Below are 20,053 nucleotides of genomic sequence, written 5' to 3' on the forward strand. Positions count from 1 at the left end.
CGCTCCTTTGAGGTCCGGGTGAAGCCGGACCGTCGCTAGTTCATGGGCGTACTCATCGCGTACTCATCGAGTGCTCATCGCAATCTCGACCTGCTTTCGACTCGCGAGGTACCAAGCCGCACGGGGTTCCGTACGGCATGTCTTACGGCGTTGCCTGCTCGGCAACTGTTGCCTGCTCGACGTATCGGCGCAACGCCTTTGTGTCGAGCGCTCCCGGGGCGCGCAGTGCCCGCGGCAACACCCGGCGGCGTACCGCCTGGTCGAGACAGACCAGGGCGGGGTGCAGATACGCACCCCGGCCGGGCAGCGTACCGCGCGGATCGGGGACACATTCGTCCTCGCTCCGCACGATCCGCAGGAGATCGTTCTTGGCCGCCCGCTCCCGGCACCCCACACAGGTGCGTTCAGGGCGTGCTCCGGCATGCGTCCGGCCAGACACGGCTTAGTGTACCTCCCCGCACCACCCTCACCCCTTTGGGGGAAAGATCGAACGGCTGTTGTCGTAATCCAAGCGCTCGCGGCCTGGATCCATTCCCTGCCCGGAGACGTCTGTCCGGCGGCTTCTACTCCGCCGGCTGCTCGGTGTCGGGCCGGATGTCGATGCGCCAGCCGGTGAGCCGGGCGGCGAGGCGGGCGTTCTGCCCCTCCTTGCCGATCGCCAGCGACAGCTGGTAGTCCGGCACGGTCACCCGGGCGGAGCGGGAGGCGAGGTCCACGACCTCCACCTTGCTCACCCGGGCGGGTGACAGGGCGTTCGCCACCATCTCCGCCGGGTCGTCCGACCAGTCGACGATGTCGATCTTCTCGCCGTTCAGCTCGCCCATCACATTGCGCACCCGGCCGCCCATCGGGCCGATGCAGGCGCCCTTGGCGTTCAGGCCCGAGCGGGTGGAGCGGACGGCGATCTTGGTGCGGTGGCCGGCCTCGCGGGCGATGGCGGCGATCTCCACCGAACCGTCGGCGATCTCCGGCACCTCCAGGGCGAAGAGCTTCTTCACCAGGTTCGGGTGGGTGCGCGAGAGCGTCACGGAGGGTCCGCGCACGCCCTTGGCGACCCGGACCACGTACGACCGCAGGCGCTGGCCGTGCGGGTAGGTCTCGCCGGGGACCTGCTCCTGCACCGGCAGGATGGCCTCCAGCTTGCCGATGTCGACCAGCACGTTCTTCGGGTCGCGGCCCTGCTGGACCACGCCGGTGACGATGTCGCCCTCGCGGCCCGCGTACTCGCCGAGCGTGGCGTCGTCCTCGGCGTCGCGCAGCCGCTGGAGGATCACCTGCTTGGCGGTGGTGGCGGCGATGCGCCCGAAGCCCGAGGGGGTGTCGTCGAACTCCCGCGGCTCCTGCCCCTCCTCCAGGTCCTCGGGGTCCTCCTTCGCCCACACGGTCACATGACCGGTCTGCCGGTCGAGCCGTACGCGCGCGTGGCGGCGGCTTCCCTCGGTGCGGTGGTAGGCGATGAGGAGGGCCGACTCGATCGCTTCGACCAGCAGGTCGAAGGAGATCTCCTTCTCCCTGACCAAGCCCCGCAGGGCGCTCATGTCGATATCCACGGCTACGCCTCCTCTTCCTTCTTGTCCTTCGTGTCCTTGCGGTTGAACTCGACCTGCACGCGGGCCTTCGCGATCTCGGGGAAGGCGATCCGGCGGGTGGTGGCCTTGCGGCCCTTGACGCCGGGCACCTCGACGTCGAGGCCCTCCTCGTCCACGGCCAGGATCCGCGCGACCAGCTCGCCGTCCTCGGCCAGCTGGAACTTCACGAGCCGGTCCACGGCGCGCACGAAGTGCCGGTGCTCGGTGAGGGGGCGCTCGGCGCCGGGGGTTCCGACCTCCAGGTCGTACGCGGTGTCGCCCATCGCGTCGGTCTCGTCCAGCTTCGCCGAGAGCGCGCGGCTCACATCGGCGATCGCGTCCAGGTCCGCCCCGGAGTCGGAGTCGACGACCACGCGCAGCACCCGCTTGCGTCCGACGGAGTCGAGAGCGATCTCTTCGAGATCCAGCCCCTGAGAGGTGACGAGCGGTTCCAGCAGCTCTCGCAGCCTCTCGCTCTGGGTGGTGCTCATCCGGGTGACTCCTCGGCCGCGTGTGCTGTTGTGGGATGGGTCGCGTGTCAGGTCAAAGGGTATCCGGTCGCGGGGAGTGTTGCCGTCCACCTGTGGACAACCCGGCGCGGGACGGGTGAGGCGGGGCGGTGCCGGTGACCGGTATCGGACAGGTGCGCGGGTACGGTGATCACGAGCGACTCGTCGCGCCGCTCTTCTTCTTGTCGTTTCTTCTTGTCGTTCTTGTCGTACGAGTTCCCCGAGGACGTCTGCCGTGCCGTACCCCTCGCCACCGCGCACCCCCTCGGGGCCGCGCAGAAGAACCCTGCTCGCCTCGGCCGCCGGTGCCGCCCTGCTGGCGGGCTGCACGTCCGGATCCGGCTCCGGCGACGACCCCTCGGCCACCGCGGTGGTCCGCGCGCAGGCCGCCGCGGACAGCGCGACGCTGCTGGAACGTTACGACGCCGTGCTCAGGGCGTTCCCCGACCTCGCGGAGCGGCTGCGCCCGCTGCGCACGGAGGTCGCGGCCCATGCCGCCGCGTTCCGGGAGGGTACGACCCCCACCGCGTCCCCCTCGGGCTCCGCCTCCCCCTCCCCCACCGCCTCGCCGGACCCGGTGCCGGCGACCGCCAAGGACGCCCTCGCCTCGCTGGCCGCCGCCGAGCGGGCGCTCGCCGACCGGCGGGCCAGGGCGCTGCTGGACGTGCCGGGCGAGCCGGCGCGGCTGCTGGCCTCCACGGCGGCGGCCGGCGCCGCGCACGCGTACCTGCTGACGACGGGGGCGGCGAAGTGAGCGACGACGGCGACAAGACCGAACTCACCGCGTTCCAGGCCGCGTTGGCGGCGGAGCACGCGGCGGTGTACGGGTACGGCGTGGTCGGCGGCCGGGTGGACGACCGGCGCCGCGGCGAGGCGAAGGCGGCGTACGACGCCCACCGGGCCCGGCGGGACGCGCTGGCCCGCGAGGTGCGGGACCTGGGCGGCCGGCCGGTGGCGGCGAGCGCGGCCTACGCCCTGCCGTTCGCGGTGCGCGACCCGGCGGACGCGGTACGGCTCGCCGCGCGCCTGGAGCAGCGGGTGGCCGGGGTCTACGCCGACCTGGTCCGCTCGACGGCCGGCGCGCGGCGCACCTCGGCGGCGGAAGCCCTGCGGGAGGCAGCGGTGCGGGCGGTGGGCTGGAGCGGACGGAGCGTAGCCTTCCCGGGGCTCGCCGAACGGGCGGGCGAGGGGACGGGGACCGGCACGGACGCCGGGACCGGGACGGAGACGGCGGCCGGGGCGGACACGGCGACCGGGGCGGGGGCCGCGGGCGCGACGCCTTCAGGGTCCGCGTCGGCGGTCCGCTGAGCGTCGTACGACCTGTGCACGACGGGTACGACGGATACGACCGGTACGACGGGTACGACCGGTGACGACGGCCACCGGACGGACGGGAATCACGAGGAAGGGAACGGCTCGCGCATGGCTTTCGAACCGCCGCGGCGCCTGGTGCGGGCGCTCGGGGAGACGGCACCGGCCGGGGACGACTGGCTGGCCCGGCTGCCTGAGCTGGCCGAACGGGCCGTGGCGCGGCGGGAGTTGACCGTCGAGCGGGTGCAGGTGCCCGGGGGCCGCAGCAGCCTGGTGGTGCTGGTGCGGCAGGCGGACGGCACCCCGGCGGTACTGAAGCTGGCCCCGCCGAGGGCCCGCCCGGAGAGCGAGCGGGCGGCACTGGCGCACTGGGGCGGGCGGGGTGCCGTACAGCTGCCGGCGTCGGACGCGGACGACGGCGCGGAGGGTGCGCTGCTGCTGGAGCGGCTGCACCCGGATGTCTCGGTGCGCTCGCTGCCCGAGGCGAAGGCGCTGCTGGAGGCGGCGGGCACGCTGCGGCGGCTGTGGGTGGAGCCCCCCGCGGACCATGTCTTCGAGACCGTCGCCGAGCGCACCGGGCGGCAGGCGGCGGCGATGCGGGCGGGCGCGGAGCGGGATCCCGAGGTGGCGGCGCTGGTGGACGCGGCGCTGGCGGCGCGGGAGGGCCTGCTGGTGGCGCCGCCGGAGGAGCGGTTGCTGCACGGCACGTTCCGGCAGAGCAAGGTGCTGTCCGGGTCGCGGCTGCCGTGGCTCGCGGTGGGGCCGGACCCGGTGGTCGGGGAGAACGCGTTCGATCTGGCGCGGCTGGTGCGGGACCGGGTGGAGGATCTGATCGCCTCCCCCTCGGGCGCCTCCATCACGCGGCGGCGGATCAAGCGGCTCGCGGAGTCGCTGGAGGTGGATCAGGAGCGGCTGCGGGGGTGGACGCTGTTCCGGGCGGTGGAGTCGGGGGTCCGCGCGGTACGGGTGGGCCGGCCGCGGGACGGGGAGCTGCTGCTGGAGTTCGCCGGGTGGCTCTAGGGTCTTTCGTTTGGATCAGGCCGGATCAGGGAGCGGGGTCCGGTGCCGTGCGTCGCAAGGCGGAGGAGGGCGACATGGCGGAGCCACGGCAACCGACGACAACGCCGCGAGGCGCGGTGCCAGGGCCCGCGAGCCCGGCATGATCCACACGAGAGGCCCTAGGCGTCGCCGAGCACGGTGCGGGCGATGTCCTCCAGTGATCCGAGCAGCGGGTTCGGGTCGTCGGCGCGGGTGACGAGCAGGACCTCGCAGGGGTCGGTGTCGACGAGGGGTATCAGGGCGAGGTCCTCGCGTACCGCGGCGCGTCGATCACCGGCGGGGAAGATCGCGACGCAGTGGCCGGTGGCGACGAGTTCCAGCTTGTCCTCGAAGCTGTCGTCGCCCGCGGGCCGAGGCGGCGCCGGGTGGGCGCCGACCGGCTTGGGAGTGCTCCAGAGAACCGGGGTGCTGGCGCAGGCCACCAGTTCCTCGTCCGCCAGGGCCCCGGGGCTGATCGCCTTTTCGTCGGCCAGCGGGTGACTGGCCGAGGTGACGAGCACCCGCGGTTCCTGATGGAGGGTGGTCACCCGGAAGCCGTCCGTGGGGAAGGGCAGGGGTCCGTAGGCGATGAGGGCGTCGACGCGCCCCTCGGTGAGCGCGCGCGTGTCCCGCCAGTCGAGGTGGCGGGTGCGGACCTGGGCCTCAGGGTGGCGGCGGCGCAGTTCCTGCGTGCAGGCGGTGATGACCAGTCCCTCGGCGCGGCCGACGGTGACGGTACGAGGCTGCGCGGCGGCCCTGGCCGTGCGGGCGGCCCGCTCGGCCTCCTGGAGCAGGATCCGGGCCCGGGGCAGGAAGGCCCGACCGGCGTCGGTGAGGCTGCTGCCCTGCGGCGAGCGGTCGAGGAGCCGGACCCCGAGCTGGGCTTCCAGTCGCTGGATCTGGCGGCTCAGCGACGGCTGCGCCAGGTGCAGCCGGGTGGCGGCCCGGCCGAAGTTGCCGTGCTCCGCCACGACCGTGAAATAGCGCACGAGCCGCAGATCGAGGTCCATCCGGCCAGCGTACGTCGCGCGCTGTCATGCGCCTGGCGCATGGCGGCATACAGAACGGGTCTTGGACACGGGGTGCCGGTCGCCATTTGGCTTGCGGGCATGACCACTTATGACGGCAAGAAGATCGTGATCACGGGCGGAAGCAGCGGTATCGGACTGGCCGCCGCCCGGTTGTTCGCGGACGGCGGGGCGCGCGTGCTGATCACCGGCCGCACCCGGTCCGCCCTGGACAGCGCGCTGGAGCGGCTGGGCGAGGGGGCGATCGCCGTCCGCAGCGACGCCGCGTCCCTGACGGAGATCGAGGCGCTGGCCGCCACGGTCCGGGAGCGGTTCGGCACGGTGGACGCGCTGTTCGTGAACGCCGGTGTCACCGCGTCCGCGCCGTTCGGCTCGACGACGGAGGACATGTTTGACGCGCTGTTCGACATCAACGCCAAGGGCCCGTACTTCACCGTGCAGGCGCTGGCGCCGCTGCTGCGCGAGGGGAGCGGGGTGGTCCTCACCACGTCGGTGGTGAACGTCCTGGGCCTCGACGCGCTCAGCGCCTACTCGGCGAGCAAGGCGGCACTGCGGTCGATGACGCGCACGCTGGCCCGCGAGCTGCTGCCGCGCGGGGTGCGGGTCAATGCCGTGAGCCCCGGCCCGACCGACACGGGCGTCCTGGACCGCTCCGTCCCCGCCGATGTCGCCGAGACGGTGAAGGACGGCTACCGGAGCACCATCCCGATGCGGCGTCTTGGGACGCCCGAGGAAGTGGCCGCGGCGGTGGCGTACTTGGCGTTCGGCGCGACCTTCTCGACGGGCGCGGAGTTCCCTGTCGACGGCGGGGCCTCGCAGCTCTAGGCCGGGCCCCGGAGCCGCGTCGTCGCCCTCCCCCGGGCCTTCCCGGGACCGGGTGAACGCGACGACGCCCCCGGGAGGACCCGGGGGCGTCGGTCGTACGTCGGCCGGTGCTTACGCGGTCAGGCGCGCGATCGCGTCCTCCACCGAGACCTCCTCGCGCTCGCCCGTCCTGCGGTCCTTCAGTTCCAGGACGCCCTCGGCCGAGCGGCGGCCGGCGACGAGGATCTGGGGGACGCCGATCAGTTCGGCGTCGGTGAACTTGACGCCCGGGGAGACACCGGCGCGGTCGTCGACGAGGACGCGGACGCCCGCGGCGGCCAGCTTGCCCGCGACGTCGAGGGCCAGCTCGGTCTGGAGGGCCTTGCCGGCGGCGACCACGTGCACATCGGCTGGGGCGATCTCCTTGGGCCAGCACAGGCCCTGCTCGTCGGCGGTCTGCTCGGCGAGCGCGGCGACGGCGCGGGAGACGCCGATGCCGTAGGAGCCCATGGTGACGCGGACGGGCTTGCCGTTCTGGCCGAGGACGTCGAGCTTGAGGGCGTCGGCGTACTTGCGGCCCAGCTGGAAGATGTGGCCGATCTCGATGGCGCGGTCCAGCTTCAGGCCGGTGCCGCACGTGGGGCAGGGGTCGCCCTCCTGGACCACGACGACGTCCACGTACTCGTCGACCTCGAAGTCGCGCCCGGCGACGACGTTCCTGGCGTGGGTGTCCGCCTTGTTGGCGCCCGTGATCCAGGCGGTGCCGGGGGCGACGCGGGGGTCGGCGATGTACGTGACCTTCTCGCCCAGGCCCTGGGGGCCGACGTAGCCGCGCACCAGGTCGGGGCGGCCGGCGAAGTCCGCCTCGGTGACCATCTCGACGGTGGCGGGCGCGAAGTGCTCCTCGACCTTGCCGAGGTCCACCTCGCGGTCACCGGGCACGCCCACGGCGACGATCTCGCCGTCCACCTTGACCAGCAGGTTCTTCAGCGTGTCGGAGGCCTGGACGCCGAGCGAGGCGGCGAGCGTCTCGATGGTCGGGGTGCCGGGGGTGGGGATCTCCTCCAGCGCGGGCACGGCGGAGCCGTCGACGGGCTGGAGCGCGTAGCTGATCGCCTCGGTGTTCGCGGCGAAGTCGCAGTTCGGGCAGTCCGCGAAGGTGTCCTCGCCGGCCTCGGCGGGGGCCAGGAACTCCTCCGACTTGGAGCCGCCCATGGCGCCGGCGGTGGCCGCGACGATGCGGTAGTCCAGGCCGAGGCGCGTGAAGATCCGCTGATAGGCCTCGCGGTGCCGGGCGTACGCCTCGGCGAGGCCCTCGTCGGCGGTGTCGAAGGAGTACGAGTCCTTCATCAGGAACTCGCGGCCGCGCAGGATGCCGGCGCGGGGGCGGGCCTCGTCGCGGAACTTGCTCTGGATCTGGTAGAGGATCACCGGCAGGTCCTTGTAGGACGTGCACTGGTCCTTGACCAGCAGGGTGAAGATCTCCTCGTGCGTGGGGCCGAGGAGGTAGTCGCCGCCCTTGCGGTCCTTGAGCCGGAACAGCTCCTGGCCGTACTCGTCCCAGCGGCCGGTGGCGTCGTAGGGCTCGCGGGGCAGCAGCGCGGGGAGCAGCACCTCCTGGGCGCCGATGGCGTCCATCTCCTCGCGTACGACGCGCTCCACGTTGGCGAGGACCTTCTTGCCCAGGGGCAGCCAGGACCAGATGCCGGCGGCGGTACGGCGGACATAGCCGGCGCGGACGAGGAGCTTGTGGCTGAGGACCTCGGCGTCCGCCGGGTCGTCGCGCAGCGTCTTCACCATCAACTGGGACATGCGCTGGACCTGTGCGTTGGCCATGGTTCTCGTACTCCTGCCAGATAACCGGTGATGGCATAGGAGGTTAGCCGGGCTTGCCGGGCGGGCGGAAATCGGTTAACGCCCTATCGCCCGCGCAGCGGCAGCGGGGCTCCCATGACGGCGTACGGGCGCTGCGCGCTCGGGAAGTGGACGCGGCGGGCGAGGTCGGTGTAGCCGAGGGAGTGGTACAGGCCGCGGGCGGGGCTGTCGATGTCGATCGCGGAGAGGATCGAGCGGGGTTCGGCGGCCGAGTCGGTGATCCGGGTGATCAGACGGCGGCCGATGCCCCGGTTCTGGTGGTCGGGGTGGACGTGCAGCTCGGTGATCACGAAGGAGTCGTCCAGCCAGGCGTCGTTGCCGGCCGCGCGCAGGTACGGTTCGACGACGGTCGACCACCAGTGGGTACGGGAGTTGGGCATGCCGTAGACGAAGCCGACGAGGAGCCCCCCGCTGGTCGCGCCGAGGGCCCGCGCGCCCGGGAACTGCATATGGCGCTGGACGATCTGGCGCCGTACGGCGACTTCGTCCGGGCCGAGGCCGAACGCCACCGCTTGGACCGCCAGGGCCTCGTCCACGCGGGCCGACAGGTCCAGGGGGCCGATCGCTAGATCCATGCCGGGAGCGTATCCGGGTTCAGAACAGCACACTCATGAAGGCGCCGATCTCCTGGAAGCCCACCCTGCGGTACGTGCGGCGGGCCGCGGTGTTGAAGTCGTTGACGTACAGGCTGACCACGGGCGCGACGTCGGCCAGGGCGTAGCGCAGGACCGCCGCCATGGCCGGGGCGGCGAGGCCCTTGCCCCGGTGTTCGGGGGCCACCCACACGCCCTGGATCTGGCAGGCCTGGGAGGTCGCCGCGCCGATCTCCGCCTTGAAGACGACCTTGCCGTCCTTGTCCAGGCGGGCGAAGGACCGGCCGGAGCCGACGAGTTCGGCGACCCGGGCCTGGTAGAGCAGACCGCCGTCGCCCGCCAGCGGCGACACCCCGACCTCCTCGGTGAACATCGCCACGCACGCCGGCATGATCGTCTCCATCTCGTCCTTGCGGACGCGGCGGACGTAGGGGTCCGGGGCGATGTCGTCGGGCATGCGGTCGGTGACCATCAGGGGCTGCTGGGACCTGACCTCCCGGGCGGGGCCCCAGTGGGGTTCCAGCAGCCGCCACAGCGCGGAGGTGGCGTCGGCGGGCCCGACGATGGAGGAGCAGCGCCGCCCGGCCCGCCGGGCCCGGTCGGCGAAGCCGCGTACGGCGCGCTCGGTGGCGCAGATCGGGACCAGGTTGGCGCCCGCGTAGCACAGGGACGTGAGCATGCCGTCCTCGTACCAGCCCCACATCTCGCCGCCGAGGCGCCAGGGGTCGAGCCCGGCGATCTGGACGCGCGCGGTCACGAAGGCGTTCGCGACCGGCTCGCGGTCCAGGACGGCGAGCGCGGCGTCGAGGTCGCTCGGATCGAGCACCCGTGAGGTGGTCTGGGTCAACAAGTGCGGGGGCCTCACCCTGGGGTTTGCGCTGGTCTTGGCACTATAGCCGCGCGTTCCCGGCGGCGCGTCGAACAGTCCGGGATCCTCTGAGGACCGGGCGGCCCGCGCGTCGTCCGGCGTGCTTCTCGAATCCGTCGGAGAAAAAGCGACACGGGCCCCAACCGATTGCCTCTCCTGCCCCCTTCTTGTTCTCAGAAGCCGGCAGTGCTGAGGACAGAGGGGACCAAGGATGGGACCGCTGACATGGGTGACGAGCATCCTCCGCCGCGAAGGCGGGTTCTGGAGCTACCTGACGGAACGGACCAGGAGCCGTACCACGATCGAGCTTGAGCGTGAGCGCAACGCTGCCACCATCAATGTGCTTCCCCTGCTCCGGCCGGGCACCGACTTCCTGGAGACCGAGGAGGGCGGGCGGACGCGAGTCATCCGCGTGATGCCGCCCCAGACCCGGGACAGCGGTGGCGCCGGCGGCGAGGGAGCGTTGCCGGATCCCTCGTCCGGGGCCCGGCTCGAACGTTCCGGTCCGAACGACCTGCCGGCAGGTGGACACTCCTGGTGAACGACAGGCAGCGGTTCGACAACGAGATCCTCGACCTTTACAAACAGCATCACAACGCACTGCGCGGGTCGCTCCTGCGCAGGGGCATCCCGCACCCGGTCGCGGATGAGATCGTCAACGATGTCTTCGCCGCGGTTCGCCGGCGGTGGCCTGCCATCCGGGACGGCTTCAAGATCGGCTACGCCTACCGGATCGCGGCCAACGAGTCCGCGAAATGGTGGGGCCGCCACGCGGAGGAAGAGAAACACCGCGATCGGGACGGGGCCGAGCCCGCCGACGACCGCGACGAGTACCTCCGGATCCTCGACCAGGTCGTGATCGCTCAGGCGATGAAGGAGTTGACGCCCAGAGAGCGGGAGGTCATCCACCTACGGTTCTACAAAGAGCTGAGCGTCGAGGAAACAGCCGGTGCTCTCGGACTGTCGACCGGGTCGGTCAAGAGCTGTACGCACGCGGCGAAGGCCAAATTGCGCGCCAAGCTCGACGAGTTGGACACCAAGTTCGGGGAGGAGGAGCAGTGAACATGAACCAGGAGGACATCCGCTCGGAGGAGGAGCACGTCGCGTCATTCAGGCTGGCGCTCCAGCGGATGCATGAAGATCCGGCCGAAGCCGCGCGCATCGAGTCGATCATCGAGGACGCGGAACTCACCGACCCGCAAGCGGCGCTTCACGATCCTCACCCGCACGTAGTCGTGAACGTCAGCGGTGGTGACAGGAACACCGTCAAGATCTTCGGCTCCCACAGCGACGCCGGCTCCGAACCCCCCCGCGAGCAGGCACCGGCGGCGCCGGTGTCCCCGGTGCGCACGCGCAAGCGCTTCCCGATTCCTGAAGTCCAGCTCACCAGGACCCGGGCCGTCGCCAATACGGCGTCCTTGAGCCTCATGGCGACGATCGCCCTGTTCGCGATGCAGGGCGGAGGGGCGATGCTGAGCATCGTCCTCAGCGTCCTCGCCGTGACAACAGCAGGGCTGTCCGTCCTGCTGCCCCACGGTCTCCGGTTCACCACGCGCAAGGCACCGCTGCCCCTGCGCGGAGAGGACCTGCGCGAGTTGGACCCCCACTGACGAGCGGGGGCGCGGCCATGCACTGGTCGCGCCCCGTCGCCGTGTTGTCGCTCACGCCTGGACGAGCCCCAGGAACGCCTGCCACGCGGTGGTGGGGACGGAGAGGGTGGGGGCGGTGGTGGGGTGCTGCTTGGAGTCGCGGATGTGGATGGTGGTGGGGCAGGTGGCGATCTCGACGCACTCGCCGCCGTCACCAGTGCTGTAGCTCGACTTGTGCCAGGGGAGGGCGACTTCGAGGCATTCGCCACCACTGCCAGTGCTGTAGCTGCTCTTGAACCATGTCAGCGCGGACAGCTCGTCGATCTTCATGTCTCTCCCAGCAACTTTTCTACAAGGGCCAGTGAACTGTGAGGTGTCAGGGCCTGAGCGCGCAGGATTCCGTACTGCTCTTCCAGTTCCCTGACCGTCTCACGGTCGGTGTGGAGACGACTGTGCTTGTGCCCCTCCACGTAGGCGATCCTGCGCCCTTCCTTCGTCTCGATCAAGGTGAACGGGCCGTCAAGGCAAGCGTGCACCTCGCGAGCCGTCGGCATCACCTGGATTTCGACATTCCGGCGATGCCCATGAAGCAGGATCTGCTCCAACTGCCCACGCAGCACGGCCTGTCCGCCCAGAGGCCGACGAAGAAGGTGCTCTTCGATCACGAAGCTGATGGTCGGGTAGAGGGCTTGAGCGAAGACATCCTGTCGGGCCAGACGGGCCGCGACACGCTTCTGGACGGTCTCCTCATCCAGCAGAGGCCGCCACATCCTGAAGACCGCGAGCGCATAGTCCTCTGTCTGAAGGAGCCCCGGGACGGCCTTCGTAGCGAAGACGTGCAATCCCACCGCCTTCTTCTCCAAGGCCGCAGCGTCCTGGAAGAACGCCGGATACTGCGCCCTCTCCATGTCCTCGATGAAGTCGATCAGCATCCCGCCCGCGTCCAGCACCTCGTCCGCCTGCCGGATGAACTTCGCGTTCGGGATGCGCCGGCCCACCTCGTACGACGTGATCGTCGCGGCCGAGTAACCGGTGCGGCGGCCCAACTCGGCCCGGTCCATGCGCGCTTGGACGCGCAGCCGCTTCAGCACCCGCCCGAAGACGAGCGGAATGCCCGAGCCCGGCGCTTCCTGGCCATCCTGGTCTTCCCGTGCTTCCTCGCTCATGTACACCCCCAATGCCTGTGCGCCACCCTCGGTCACGGCGCGCTCGTGTACAGCGGCACCTCGCCCTTGTACAACGCCTGGTGGTCCTGGTGCGGCCGCTGTTCAACGCTACTGAGCGTGCGGGACCGTAACCGCGTGAAATCAGAAATCTCCACCCAGGAATTCGCCATGCGCTTCACCTCGACCCCGCGCGGCGCGCGGCTCGCCCGGCGGCTGGTGTCGCTGCGGCTGGACGAGTGGGGGCATCCGTACGACGGCCGGGTCAACGAGGCCGTCACGCTGATCGCGGCCGAGTTCGTCGCCAACGCCGTACGGCACGGGCGCGTGCCCGGGCGGGACTTCCATCTGCGGCTCGCCGAGGAGGACGGTGTCGTACGCCTGGAGGTCTCCGACACCCGGGGCGAACGGCTGCCCGAGCGCCGGGTGCCGTGCGGTGAGGGCGGGCGGGGGCTGATCCTGGTGGAGGCGCTCGCCGACAAGTGGGGGGTGGCGCCCCGGCAGCCCGGCAAGACCGTCTGGGCGGAGGTACGGCTGAGTCCCGCCACCCACCGGTGACGGGACTCGTGATGTCGTACGGTCAGCCCGCGACGGAGACCGAGGGCTCGCCGGACTCGACGCCCTCGTCCTGCATCTTCTCGGCCAGCTTCATGGCCTCCTCGATGAGGGTCTCCACGATCTTGGACTCGGGGACGGTCTTGATGACCTCGCCCTTGACGAAGATCTGGCCCTTGCCGTTGCCGGAGGCGACGCCGAGGTCGGCCTCGCGGGCCTCGCCGGGGCCGTTGACGACGCAGCCCATGACGGCGACGCGCAGCGGGACGTCCATGCCGGTGAGGCCCGCGGTGACCTCTTCGGCGAGCTTGTAGACGTCGACCTGGGCTCGGCCGCAGGACGGGCAGGAGACGATCTCCAGGCCGCGCTGGCGCAGGTTCAGGGACTCCAGGATCTGGATGCCGACCTTGATCTCCTCGACCGGGGGGGCCGAGAGGGAGACGCGGATCGTGTCGCCGATGCCCTCGGAGAGCAGCGCGCCGAAGGCGACGGCCGACTTGATGGTGCCCTGGAAGGCGGGGCCCGCCTCGGTGACGCCGAGGTGCAGGGGGTAGTCGCACTGCGCGGCGAGCTGGCGGTAGGCCTCGATCATGACGACCGGGTCGTTGTGCTTGACCGAGATCTTGATGTCGCGGAAGTCGTGCTCCTCGAAGAGGGAGGCTTCCCACAGGGCGCTCTCGACCAGCGCCTCCGGGGTGGCCTTGCCGTACTTCTGGAGCAGGCGGCGGTCCAGCGAGCCCGCGTTCACACCGATGCGGATCGGGGTGCCGTGGTCCTTGGCGGCCTGGGCGATCTCCTTGACCTGGTCGTCGAACTTCTTGATGTTGCCGGGGTTCACGCGGACCGCGGCACAGCCGGCCTCGATGGCGGCGAAGACGTACTTGGGCTGGAAGTGGATGTCCGCGATCACCGGGAGCTGCGACTTGCGGGCGATGGTGGGCAGCGCGTCGGCGTCGTCCTGGGTGGGGCAGGCCACCCGGACGATCTGGCAGCCGGACGCGGTCAGCTCGGCGATCTGCTGGAGGGTGGCGCCGATGTCGGACGTACGGGTCGTGGTCATCGACTGGACCGATACGGGCGCGTCTCCGCCGACCGCCACGCTTCCGACCTGGATCTGCCGGCTCTTGCGGCGCTCGGCGAGCTTGGTCGGAACGGACGGCATGCCGAGAGAAATCGCAGTCATCTGCTGTGCAACCCCAAGTCGTGGATCAAGATCCGGCCCCGTGCTACGGCGGGCTCCGGCATCCGAGATTACGGCACCGGCGCGTGCGCGGGCACATCCCACCCGGGAAACCCCCTCATTGGGGGGCGGCCGGACGCCGCACGGGAAGCGGCCCGGAACCCCAGGGTCCCGGGCCGCCGTGAACGCCGGATGGCTAGGAGATTTTCACCGGGTTCACCACGTCCGCGATGAGCACCAGGACGGTGAAGCAGACGAAGATCCCGGCCACCACGTAGGCCACCGGCATCAGCTTGGCCACGTCGAACGGGCCCGGGTCCGGACGGCGCAGCACCCGGGCCAGGTTGCGCCGCAGCGCCTCCCACAGGGCACCGGCGATGTGGCCGCCGTCGAGCGGGAGCAGCGGGAGCATGTTGAACAGGAACAGCGAGAGGTTGAACCCGGCGAGCAGCATCACGAACATGGCCACCTGCTGGGAGGCGGGGATGTCCAGGGTGGCGATGTCGCCGGTGATGCGGGCCGCGCCGACGATGCCCATCGGGGAGTCCGGCTGGCGCGGGGCGTTGTCGAACGCGGCGTCCCACAGGGCCGGGATCTTGCCGGGCAGGGCGGCGAGGGAGTCGACGGCGTCGCCGACCCGGTCGCTCATCCAGGTCACCGAGTCGCCGAAGCCCTGCTTCTGCACGCCGGTGGCGGAGCTGAAGCCGAGGAAGCCGGCCTTCACGTACTTGCCCTGCACGTAGGTGCCGCTGGAGTCCTTCTGGGCGACCTGGTTGGTGGCGATCTTCGCGTGCAGGGTGAGCTGCTTCCCGTCGCGCTCGACGACGATCGGCACGTCCTTGCCCGCACTGACCCGGATCAGGTCCGAAAGGGTGTTCCAGTCCTTGGTGGGCTTGCCGGCGAAGGAGACGATCTTGTCGCGCTTCTGGATGCCGGCGGCCGCGGCCGGGGAGGCCGGGTCGGACTTCTTGCAGGTGTCGCGGTTCTCGCTCTGCGCGATGACGCAGGGCGAGACGGAGGCGACGGTGGTGGTCTGCTGCTGGATGCCGAAGCCCATGAGCACGGTGAAGAACAGGGCGATGGCGAGCACCAGGTTCATGAACGGGCCCGCGAACATGACGATGACGCGCTTCCAGGGCTTGCGCGTGTAGAACATGCGCGTCTCGTCGCCGGGCTGGAGCTCCTCGTAGGCCGCCGAGCGGGCGTCCTCGATCATTCCGCGCCACGGTGAGGTGGAACGGGCGGAGATCCGGCCCGCGTTGTCCGGCGGGAACATGCCGATCATGCGGATGTAGCCGCCGAGCGGGATCGCCTTGATGCCGTACTCGGTGTCGCCCTTCTTGCGCGACCACACGGTGGGGCCGAAGCCGACCATGTACTGCGGGACGCGGATGCCGAAGAGTTTGGCGGTCGACAGGTGCCCCAGCTCGTGCCACGCGATCGAGACGAGCAGACCGAACGCGAAGACCACTATGCCGAGGATGAACATCAAGGTCGTCATGCACGCGCCTCCGCGGTCGCCGTCGTGGCTGTGATCTCACGGGCCCGGGTCCGCGCCCAGGTCTCCGCTTCGAGGACGTCCGACACCGTGAGTGAAGTTCCCGTTCCGGGTGTGCCGTGTTCCTCGACGACCCGGGTGACGGTCTCCATGATCCCGTTGAAGGGCAGCGCGCCGTTCAGGAAAGCCTCGACGCACTCCTCGTTGGCGGCATTGAACACCGCCGGGGCCGTCCCCGCGAGCTGTCCGACGTGCCGGGCCAGATTCACCGAGGGGAAGGCGTCGTCGTCCAGGGGGAAGAACTCCCAGGTGGACGCCTTGCTCCAGTCGAAGGCGGGAGCGGCGTCCGGAACCCGTTCGGGCCAGCCGAGACCGATGGCGATCGGGCCCCGCATGTCGGGCGGCGTGGCCTGGGCGATCGTCGAGCCGTCGGTGAACTCGACCATCGAGTGGACGTACGACTGCGGGTGCACGACCACCTCGATGCGGTCGAACGGGATGTCGTACAGCAGGTGTGCCTCGATGACCTCCAGGCCCTTGTTGACCAGGGTCGCCGAGTTGACCGTGATCACCGGGCCCATCGCCCAGGTGGGGTGGGCGAGGGCGTCCTCGACGGTGACCTCCGCGAAATCCGCCTTGGTACGGCCGCGGAAGGGGCCGCCGGAGGCGGTGACGACCAGCTTGCGCACCTCGGCGCGGGTGCCGGCGGCGAGGGCCTGGAAGAGGGCCGCGTGCTCGGAGTCGACCGGGATGATCTGGCCGGGCTTCGCCAGCGCGGTGACCAGCGGGCCGCCGACGATCAGCGACTCCTTGTTGGCGAGCGCGAGGGTGCGGCCCGCCTCCAGGGCGGCGAGGGTCGGCGCGAGGCCGATGGACCCGGTGATGCCGTTCAGCACGGTGTGGCAGTCGGAGGCGGCCAGCTCGGTGGCCGCCTTCGGTCCGGCGAGGATCTCGGGCAGCGGCTCACCGGGGCCGTACGCGGCGGCGAGCGCCTCGCGCAGGGCCGGTACGACGTCCTCGCGGGCCACCGCGACGGTGCGCACCCGCAGCCGGTGCGCCTGCTCGGCGAGGAGGGCGACCCGGCCGCCGTTGGCGGACAGCGCGGTGACGCGGAAGCGGCCGGGGTTGCGCAGCACGAGGTCGATGGCCTGGGTGCCGATGGATCCCGTGGAGCCGAGGACCACCACGTCCTTGGGGCCGTCGCCCGCGAGGGGGTCGTAGACGAGGTGGGGGTCGGCGAGGGGTGCCGGACGGGCAGGGCTGTCGGTCATCCCCCCATTGTGGCCGCAAGCGGTGACGGCCCGGACAGGGTGTCCCCTCAAGGAGTGTGTGTCCACTCGGGGAGTGTGTCCGAAGGCGAAGTAAGAGTGAAGATCCTGTGATAGCACTTCAGTCTTCGCGTCTTTTCCTCGCGGAACTCTTTCTCGCGGACGACATCCTTGGGGGGATCTCTTCATGCGGACCATACGGCTGCGCGCCGCCCTGCCCGCCCTCGCCGGCGCCGCCCTGCTCGCCGGCACCCTGCTGAACACCCCGGCCCAGGCCGCCGGGGGCGTGAAGATCCACCACGTCTGGTTCGACAGCCCGGGCTCGGACAACCGCTCGAACACGAGCCTGAACGGTGAGTGGGTGCAGATCAAGAACACCGGCGGCTCGGCGGTCTCGCTCAAGGGGTGGGTGCTGAAGGACGTCTCGAACCACCGGTACGTCTTCCCGAACGTCACGATCGGCGCCGGGAAGTACATGAAGATCCACACCGGGTCCGGCAGGGACACCGCGTCGGACAAGTACCAGGGCCGCCGTGCCTACGTCTGGAACAACGACAAGGACACGGCGACGCTGACGAGGGCGAGCGGCGCGAAGGTCTGGTCCTGCTCCTGGACGACGCGGGACCCGAGCGACAAGTACTGCTGAGCGGGCGCCGACCGGGGCGCGCTAACCGCCGTACGGGCGGCGGGCGCTGGTCTGTGCGGAGGGTCCGGGGGTCGCGTCGGCGATCCACGGCCCCTCCTCCGACGGATCCACGATCCCCTCCTCCAGCCAGGTGTAGGCGCCGCCGAGGACACCCTTGACGACCTTGCGGTCGAGGTCGTCGGTGTTGCTCCACAGCCGCCCGAACAGCTCCTCCACGCGCACGCGGGCCTGGCGGCAGAAGGCGTCGGCGAGCTGGTACGCCTCCCGGCCGTGCTCGTCCCGGGTGCGCAGCCGCTCGGCCCGTACACAGGCCGCGCTCATCGCGAACAGCTCGGCGCCGATATCCACGATCCGCCCGAGGAAGCCCTGCTTGGTCTCCATCCGGCCCTGCCAGCGGGACATGCCGTAGAAGGTGGCGCGGGCCAGCCTGCGGGCGGTGCGCTCGACGTACCGCAGATGGGTGGACAGGTCGACGCCGTGCCGGAACTCGCCGTACGACGACGGCAGTTGACCGGCCCCCGCGACCAGCCTCGGCAGCCACCTGGCGTAGAAGACCCCGGCCTGCGCGCCCGCTTTCGCCTTGTCGGAGAGGGACTTGGCCGGATCGATGAGGTCACCGGCGACGGAGAGGTGGGCGTCGACGGCCTCGCGGGCGATCAGCAGGTGCATGATCTCCGTGGAGCCCTCGAAGATACGGTTGATGCGAAGGTCGCGCAGCATCTGCTCGGCGGGCACGGCCCGTTCGCCGCGCGCCTTGAGCGACTCGGCCGTCTCGTAGCCGCGCCCGCCCCGGATCTGGACCAGCTCATCAGCCATCTTCCAGGCCATCTCGGAGCCGTAGAGCTTGGCGAGGGCGGCCTCGATGCGGATGTCGTTGCGGTTCTCGTCGGCCATCTGGGACGACAGGTCGAGCACCGCCTCCAGGGCGAAGGTGGTCGCCGCGATGAAGCTGATCTTGGCGCCGACGGCCTCGTGCAGGGCGAGGGGCTTGCCCCACTGCTCACGCTCCGCCGACCATTCACGGGCGATTTTCAGACACCATTTGCCGGCGCCGGCGCACATCGCGGGCAACGAGAGGCGGCCGGTGTTGAGGGTGGTGAGCGCGATCTTCAGTCCCGCCCCCTCGGGCCCGATCCGGTGCGCGGCCGGCACCCGCACCCGGTGGAAGCGGGTCACGCCGTTCTCGATGCCGCGCAGGCCCATGAAGGCGTTGCGGTGCTCGACGGTGATGCCCTCGGAGCCGGCCTCCACGACGAACGCGGTGATGCCGCCCTGGTGCCCCTCGGACTTCGGCACCCGCGCCATGACGACGAGGAGATCGGCGACGACGCCGTTGGTGGTCCAGAGCTTCACCCCGTCGAGGACGTACTCGTCGCCGTCGGGTACGGCCGTGGTGGCGAGCCGCGCCGGGTCGGACCCGACATCGGGCTCGGTGAGCAGGAAGGCGGATATGTCCGTGCGCGCACACCGGGGCAGGAAGGCGTCCTTCTGCTCCTGCGTGCCGAACATCTTCAGCGGCTGGGGCACGCCGATCGACTGGTGCGCGGAGAGCAGGGCGCCGACGGCGGGGCTCACGGAGCCGACCAGGGCGAGGGCCTTGTTGTAGTACAGCTGGCTGAGGCCGAGACCGCCGTACCTCGGGTCGATCTTCATCCCGAGGGCGCCGAGTTCCTTCAGCCCCGCCACGACCTGGTCGGGGATGCGCGCCTCACGCTCGATCCGCGCGGAGTCGATCTCCGCCTCGCAGAAGGCGCGCAGCTTGGCGAGGAACTCCTCACCACGCCGTACGGACTCTTCGCCGGGCATCGGATGCGGATGCACCAGATCGAGCCGGAACCGCCCCAGGAACAGCTCCTTGGCGAAGCTGGGCCTGTGCCAGACCCGCTCCCGCGCGGCCTCCGCGACCTCACGGGCCTCACGCTCGGTGACGGTGCTGCGGTTCCCGGTGGGGGCGGACATGGGATCACCTCGCCGCGAAGGGGGACGACCGGGGCTGGGGGCTACCGACCGGTGCTACTGGCTCGTTGGTACCCGAAAAGGGACGGCCCCGCCAGCCGTCGCGGGGGTGGGCGGGGCTGTTCGGGTCGGTTCTGGTGTGCTGCGGTCACACCGTCGCCTCCTCAGCGAAGAGACCGCAGACGCCGTTCGGCCGCTGCCCTGATGCGCTTCGTCGCCCCAGCCGCACGCAGAGCTTCGAGGAGCGTCTCATTTCGAGCAGAGTCAGCCGCCCGTAGCTGCAACCAGGTCGACCAGCTCTGAGCATCGAACTCCACATCATTTGACGCCCCGCTCTCCGTGGAGAGTTTGTCAAGTATCGAGAGTTCACGAGCTCGGGTCGCCGCATATTCGCGATCCCTCCCCGGTGGCAGCGCCGCGACATATTGCATTCTCCGAGAATCCGGCACGATCTCCATGATATTGACAACCAAGGATGAAGCGATGGCATCATCCGGCTCTTGTTCGACCAACTCCAGCAGTTCCGGCCACTCCTCTGGGACTTGCATCGCCCGAGAATAGATAGCCCAACGAGCATGCCCACTCTCCAGACTACTGTGATCGC

General features: G+C 70.6%; 23 protein-coding genes. 9 read left to right on the forward strand and 14 right to left on the reverse strand.

The window, feature by feature from the left end; all coding sequences use genetic code 11:
* Nucleotides 1–142: 142 nt before the first annotated feature.
* From QHG49_RS10155 to rimP, 3 genes are all read right to left on the reverse strand, one after another.
* A complete protein-coding gene (locus tag QHG49_RS10155) occupies nucleotides 143–439 on the reverse strand; it encodes a YlxR family protein (protein ID WP_145485506.1) in 297 nt (98 codons plus the stop codon).
* Between the two features lie 124 nt (nucleotides 440–563).
* Nucleotides 564–1,550, reverse strand: coding sequence for a transcription termination factor NusA (nusA, locus tag QHG49_RS10160; RefSeq protein ID WP_145485507.1), 987 nt, complete (start codon nucleotides 1,548–1,550; stop codon nucleotides 564–566).
* Nucleotides 1,551–1,552: 2 nt separating this feature from the next.
* A complete protein-coding gene (gene rimP / locus QHG49_RS10165) occupies nucleotides 1,553–2,059 on the reverse strand; it encodes a ribosome maturation factor RimP (protein ID WP_145485508.1) in 507 nt (168 codons plus the stop codon).
* A 253-nt stretch (nucleotides 2,060–2,312) separates the two neighbouring features.
* Between rimP and QHG49_RS10170 the strand changes: the two genes are divergently transcribed.
* The 3 genes from QHG49_RS10170 to QHG49_RS10180 all read left to right on the forward strand — a co-directional run bounded on the left by QHG49_RS10170 (nucleotide 2,313) and on the right by QHG49_RS10180 (nucleotide 4,408).
* Complete coding sequence (locus QHG49_RS10170; protein ID WP_301488754.1) at nucleotides 2,313–2,831, forward strand: hypothetical protein; 519 nt, start codon at nucleotides 2,313–2,315, stop codon at nucleotides 2,829–2,831.
* Complete coding sequence (locus QHG49_RS10175; protein WP_301488756.1) at nucleotides 2,828–3,385, forward strand: ferritin-like domain-containing protein; 558 nt, start codon at nucleotides 2,828–2,830, stop codon at nucleotides 3,383–3,385. The genes QHG49_RS10170 and QHG49_RS10175 overlap by 4 nt, the downstream gene beginning before the upstream one ends.
* Before the next feature lie 114 nt (nucleotides 3,386–3,499).
* Complete coding sequence (locus QHG49_RS10180) at nucleotides 3,500–4,408, forward strand: aminoglycoside phosphotransferase family protein (RefSeq protein WP_301488758.1); 909 nt, start codon at nucleotides 3,500–3,502, stop codon at nucleotides 4,406–4,408.
* Nucleotides 4,409–4,566: 158 nt separating this feature from the next.
* Here QHG49_RS10180 and QHG49_RS10185 read toward each other — a convergent pair whose 3' ends face one another.
* A complete protein-coding gene (locus tag QHG49_RS10185) occupies nucleotides 4,567–5,436 on the reverse strand; it encodes a LysR family transcriptional regulator (RefSeq protein ID WP_145485512.1) in 870 nt (289 codons plus the stop codon).
* Between the two features lie 99 nt (nucleotides 5,437–5,535).
* Between QHG49_RS10185 and QHG49_RS10190 the strand changes: the two genes are divergently transcribed.
* Entirely contained in the window at nucleotides 5,536–6,279 is a 744-nt protein-coding gene (locus QHG49_RS10190; RefSeq protein WP_111585647.1) for an SDR family oxidoreductase, read from the forward strand.
* 111 nt (nucleotides 6,280–6,390) lie between these two features.
* Here the strand turns inward: QHG49_RS10190 and QHG49_RS10195 are convergent, their stop codons facing one another.
* The 3 genes from QHG49_RS10195 to QHG49_RS10205 form a co-directional block, all read right to left on the reverse strand.
* Nucleotides 6,391–8,094: a proline--tRNA ligase gene (locus QHG49_RS10195; protein ID WP_301488760.1), complete on the reverse strand. Its 1,704-nt coding sequence runs from the start codon at nucleotides 8,092–8,094 to the stop codon at nucleotides 6,391–6,393.
* 83 nt (nucleotides 8,095–8,177) lie between these two features.
* Nucleotides 8,178–8,708 (reverse strand): GNAT family N-acetyltransferase, encoded by a 531-nt coding sequence (locus tag QHG49_RS10200; RefSeq protein WP_159705548.1) that lies wholly within the window; start codon nucleotides 8,706–8,708, stop codon nucleotides 8,178–8,180.
* 19 nt (nucleotides 8,709–8,727) lie between these two features.
* The gene (locus tag QHG49_RS10205) at nucleotides 8,728–9,576 is read right to left on the reverse strand and encodes a GNAT family N-acetyltransferase (protein ID WP_167532239.1); all 849 of its coding nucleotides are present in this window, start codon (nucleotides 9,574–9,576) and stop codon (nucleotides 8,728–8,730) included.
* Nucleotides 9,577–9,823: 247 nt separating this feature from the next.
* On the opposite strand from QHG49_RS10205, the gene QHG49_RS10210 reads away from it, so the two are divergent.
* Genes QHG49_RS10210 through QHG49_RS10220 form a run of 3 tightly spaced genes read left to right on the forward strand, consistent with a single transcriptional unit; the run spans nucleotide 9,824 to nucleotide 11,204 of the window.
* Complete coding sequence (locus QHG49_RS10210; RefSeq protein WP_301488765.1) at nucleotides 9,824–10,135, forward strand: hypothetical protein; 312 nt, start codon at nucleotides 9,824–9,826, stop codon at nucleotides 10,133–10,135.
* A complete protein-coding gene (locus QHG49_RS10215) occupies nucleotides 10,132–10,656 on the forward strand; it encodes an RNA polymerase sigma factor (protein ID WP_301488767.1) in 525 nt (174 codons plus the stop codon). Before QHG49_RS10210 ends, QHG49_RS10215 begins: the two co-directional genes overlap by 4 nt.
* Nucleotides 10,657–10,658: 2 nt before the next feature.
* Nucleotides 10,659–11,204 carry a hypothetical protein gene (locus tag QHG49_RS10220; protein WP_301488769.1) on the forward strand — a complete coding sequence of 182 codons (546 nt, stop codon included), beginning with the start codon at nucleotides 10,659–10,661 and terminating at the stop codon, nucleotides 11,202–11,204.
* Between the two features lie 51 nt (nucleotides 11,205–11,255).
* Here QHG49_RS10220 and QHG49_RS10225 read toward each other — a convergent pair whose 3' ends face one another.
* Both QHG49_RS10225 and QHG49_RS10230 read right to left on the reverse strand, forming a co-directional pair.
* Nucleotides 11,256–11,513 carry a DUF397 domain-containing protein gene (locus QHG49_RS10225; RefSeq protein ID WP_301488771.1) on the reverse strand — a complete coding sequence of 86 codons (258 nt, stop codon included), beginning with the start codon at nucleotides 11,511–11,513 and terminating at the stop codon, nucleotides 11,256–11,258.
* A complete protein-coding gene (locus QHG49_RS10230) occupies nucleotides 11,510–12,349 on the reverse strand; it encodes a helix-turn-helix transcriptional regulator (RefSeq protein ID WP_301488773.1) in 840 nt (279 codons plus the stop codon). Before QHG49_RS10230 ends, QHG49_RS10225 begins: the two co-directional genes overlap by 4 nt.
* 135 nt (nucleotides 12,350–12,484) lie before the next feature.
* On the opposite strand from QHG49_RS10230, the gene QHG49_RS10235 reads away from it, so the two are divergent.
* The gene (locus QHG49_RS10235) at nucleotides 12,485–12,904 is read left to right on the forward strand and encodes an ATP-binding protein (RefSeq protein WP_301488775.1); all 420 of its coding nucleotides are present in this window, start codon (nucleotides 12,485–12,487) and stop codon (nucleotides 12,902–12,904) included.
* 22 nt (nucleotides 12,905–12,926) lie between these two features.
* Here QHG49_RS10235 and ispG read toward each other — a convergent pair whose 3' ends face one another.
* From ispG to dxr, 3 genes are all read right to left on the reverse strand, one after another.
* Entirely contained in the window at nucleotides 12,927–14,084 is a 1,158-nt protein-coding gene (gene ispG, locus QHG49_RS10240) for a flavodoxin-dependent (E)-4-hydroxy-3-methylbut-2-enyl-diphosphate synthase (protein ID WP_145485522.1), read from the reverse strand.
* A gap of 193 nt (nucleotides 14,085–14,277) precedes the next feature.
* Nucleotides 14,278–15,582 carry an RIP metalloprotease gene (locus tag QHG49_RS10245; protein WP_159705536.1) on the reverse strand — a complete coding sequence of 435 codons (1,305 nt, stop codon included), beginning with the start codon at nucleotides 15,580–15,582 and terminating at the stop codon, nucleotides 14,278–14,280.
* Nucleotides 15,579–16,850, reverse strand: a complete 1,272-nt coding sequence (gene dxr / locus QHG49_RS10250; RefSeq protein ID WP_301488780.1) for a 1-deoxy-D-xylulose-5-phosphate reductoisomerase — start codon at nucleotides 16,848–16,850, stop codon at nucleotides 15,579–15,581. Before dxr ends, QHG49_RS10245 begins: the two co-directional genes overlap by 4 nt.
* 184 nt (nucleotides 16,851–17,034) lie before the next feature.
* Between dxr and QHG49_RS10255 the strand changes: the two genes are divergently transcribed.
* Entirely contained in the window at nucleotides 17,035–17,493 is a 459-nt protein-coding gene (locus QHG49_RS10255) for a lamin tail domain-containing protein (protein WP_301488782.1), read from the forward strand.
* Between the two features lie 21 nt (nucleotides 17,494–17,514).
* Here the strand turns inward: QHG49_RS10255 and QHG49_RS10260 are convergent, their stop codons facing one another.
* Together QHG49_RS10260 and QHG49_RS10265 are read right to left on the reverse strand one after the other, a co-directional pair.
* On the reverse strand, nucleotides 17,515–19,452 hold the full coding sequence (locus tag QHG49_RS10260) for an acyl-CoA dehydrogenase family protein (protein WP_301488784.1): 1,938 nt from the start codon (nucleotides 19,450–19,452) through the stop codon (nucleotides 17,515–17,517).
* Between the two features lie 161 nt (nucleotides 19,453–19,613).
* A complete protein-coding gene (locus tag QHG49_RS10265; protein ID WP_301488787.1) occupies nucleotides 19,614–19,997 on the reverse strand; it encodes a hypothetical protein in 384 nt (127 codons plus the stop codon).
* Nucleotides 19,998–20,053 lie beyond the last annotated feature (56 nt).

This window comes from Streptomyces sp. WP-1, assembly GCF_030450125.1.
GTDB lineage: Bacteria > Actinomycetota > Actinomycetes > Streptomycetales > Streptomycetaceae > Streptomyces > Streptomyces incarnatus.

Excerpts from the sequence above, each read along its gene's own strand:
- QHG49_RS10190 (WP_111585647.1), top strand. The coding sequence starts at position 5,536 with ATGACCACTTATGACGGCAAGAAGATCGTGATCACGGGCGGAAGCAGC.
- QHG49_RS10220 (WP_301488769.1), top strand. The coding sequence starts at position 10,659 with ATGAACCAGGAGGACATCCGCTCGGAGGAGGAGCACGTCGCGTCATTC.
- QHG49_RS10180 (WP_301488758.1), top strand. The coding sequence starts at position 3,500 with ATGGCTTTCGAACCGCCGCGGCGCCTGGTGCGGGCGCTCGGGGAGACG.
- dxr (WP_301488780.1), bottom strand. The coding sequence starts at position 16,850 with ATGACCGACAGCCCTGCCCGTCCGGCACCCCTCGCCGACCCCCACCTC.
- QHG49_RS10185 (WP_145485512.1), bottom strand. The coding sequence starts at position 5,436 with ATGGACCTCGATCTGCGGCTCGTGCGCTATTTCACGGTCGTGGCGGAG.
- QHG49_RS10245 (WP_159705536.1), bottom strand. The coding sequence starts at position 15,582 with ATGACGACCTTGATGTTCATCCTCGGCATAGTGGTCTTCGCGTTCGGT.
- QHG49_RS10255 (WP_301488782.1), top strand. The coding sequence starts at position 17,035 with ATGCGGACCATACGGCTGCGCGCCGCCCTGCCCGCCCTCGCCGGCGCC.
- QHG49_RS10230 (WP_301488773.1), bottom strand. The coding sequence starts at position 12,349 with ATGAGCGAGGAAGCACGGGAAGACCAGGATGGCCAGGAAGCGCCGGGC.
- QHG49_RS10195 (WP_301488760.1), bottom strand. The coding sequence starts at position 8,094 with ATGGCCAACGCACAGGTCCAGCGCATGTCCCAGTTGATGGTGAAGACG.
- ispG (WP_145485522.1), bottom strand. The coding sequence starts at position 14,084 with ATGACTGCGATTTCTCTCGGCATGCCGTCCGTTCCGACCAAGCTCGCC.
- QHG49_RS10200 (WP_159705548.1), bottom strand. The coding sequence starts at position 8,708 with ATGGATCTAGCGATCGGCCCCCTGGACCTGTCGGCCCGCGTGGACGAG.
- QHG49_RS10265 (WP_301488787.1), bottom strand. The coding sequence starts at position 19,997 with ATGCAAGTCCCAGAGGAGTGGCCGGAACTGCTGGAGTTGGTCGAACAA.
- QHG49_RS10225 (WP_301488771.1), bottom strand. The coding sequence starts at position 11,513 with ATGAAGATCGACGAGCTGTCCGCGCTGACATGGTTCAAGAGCAGCTAC.
- QHG49_RS10260 (WP_301488784.1), bottom strand. The coding sequence starts at position 19,452 with ATGTCCGCCCCCACCGGGAACCGCAGCACCGTCACCGAGCGTGAGGCC.
- rimP (WP_145485508.1), bottom strand. The coding sequence starts at position 2,059 with ATGAGCACCACCCAGAGCGAGAGGCTGCGAGAGCTGCTGGAACCGCTC.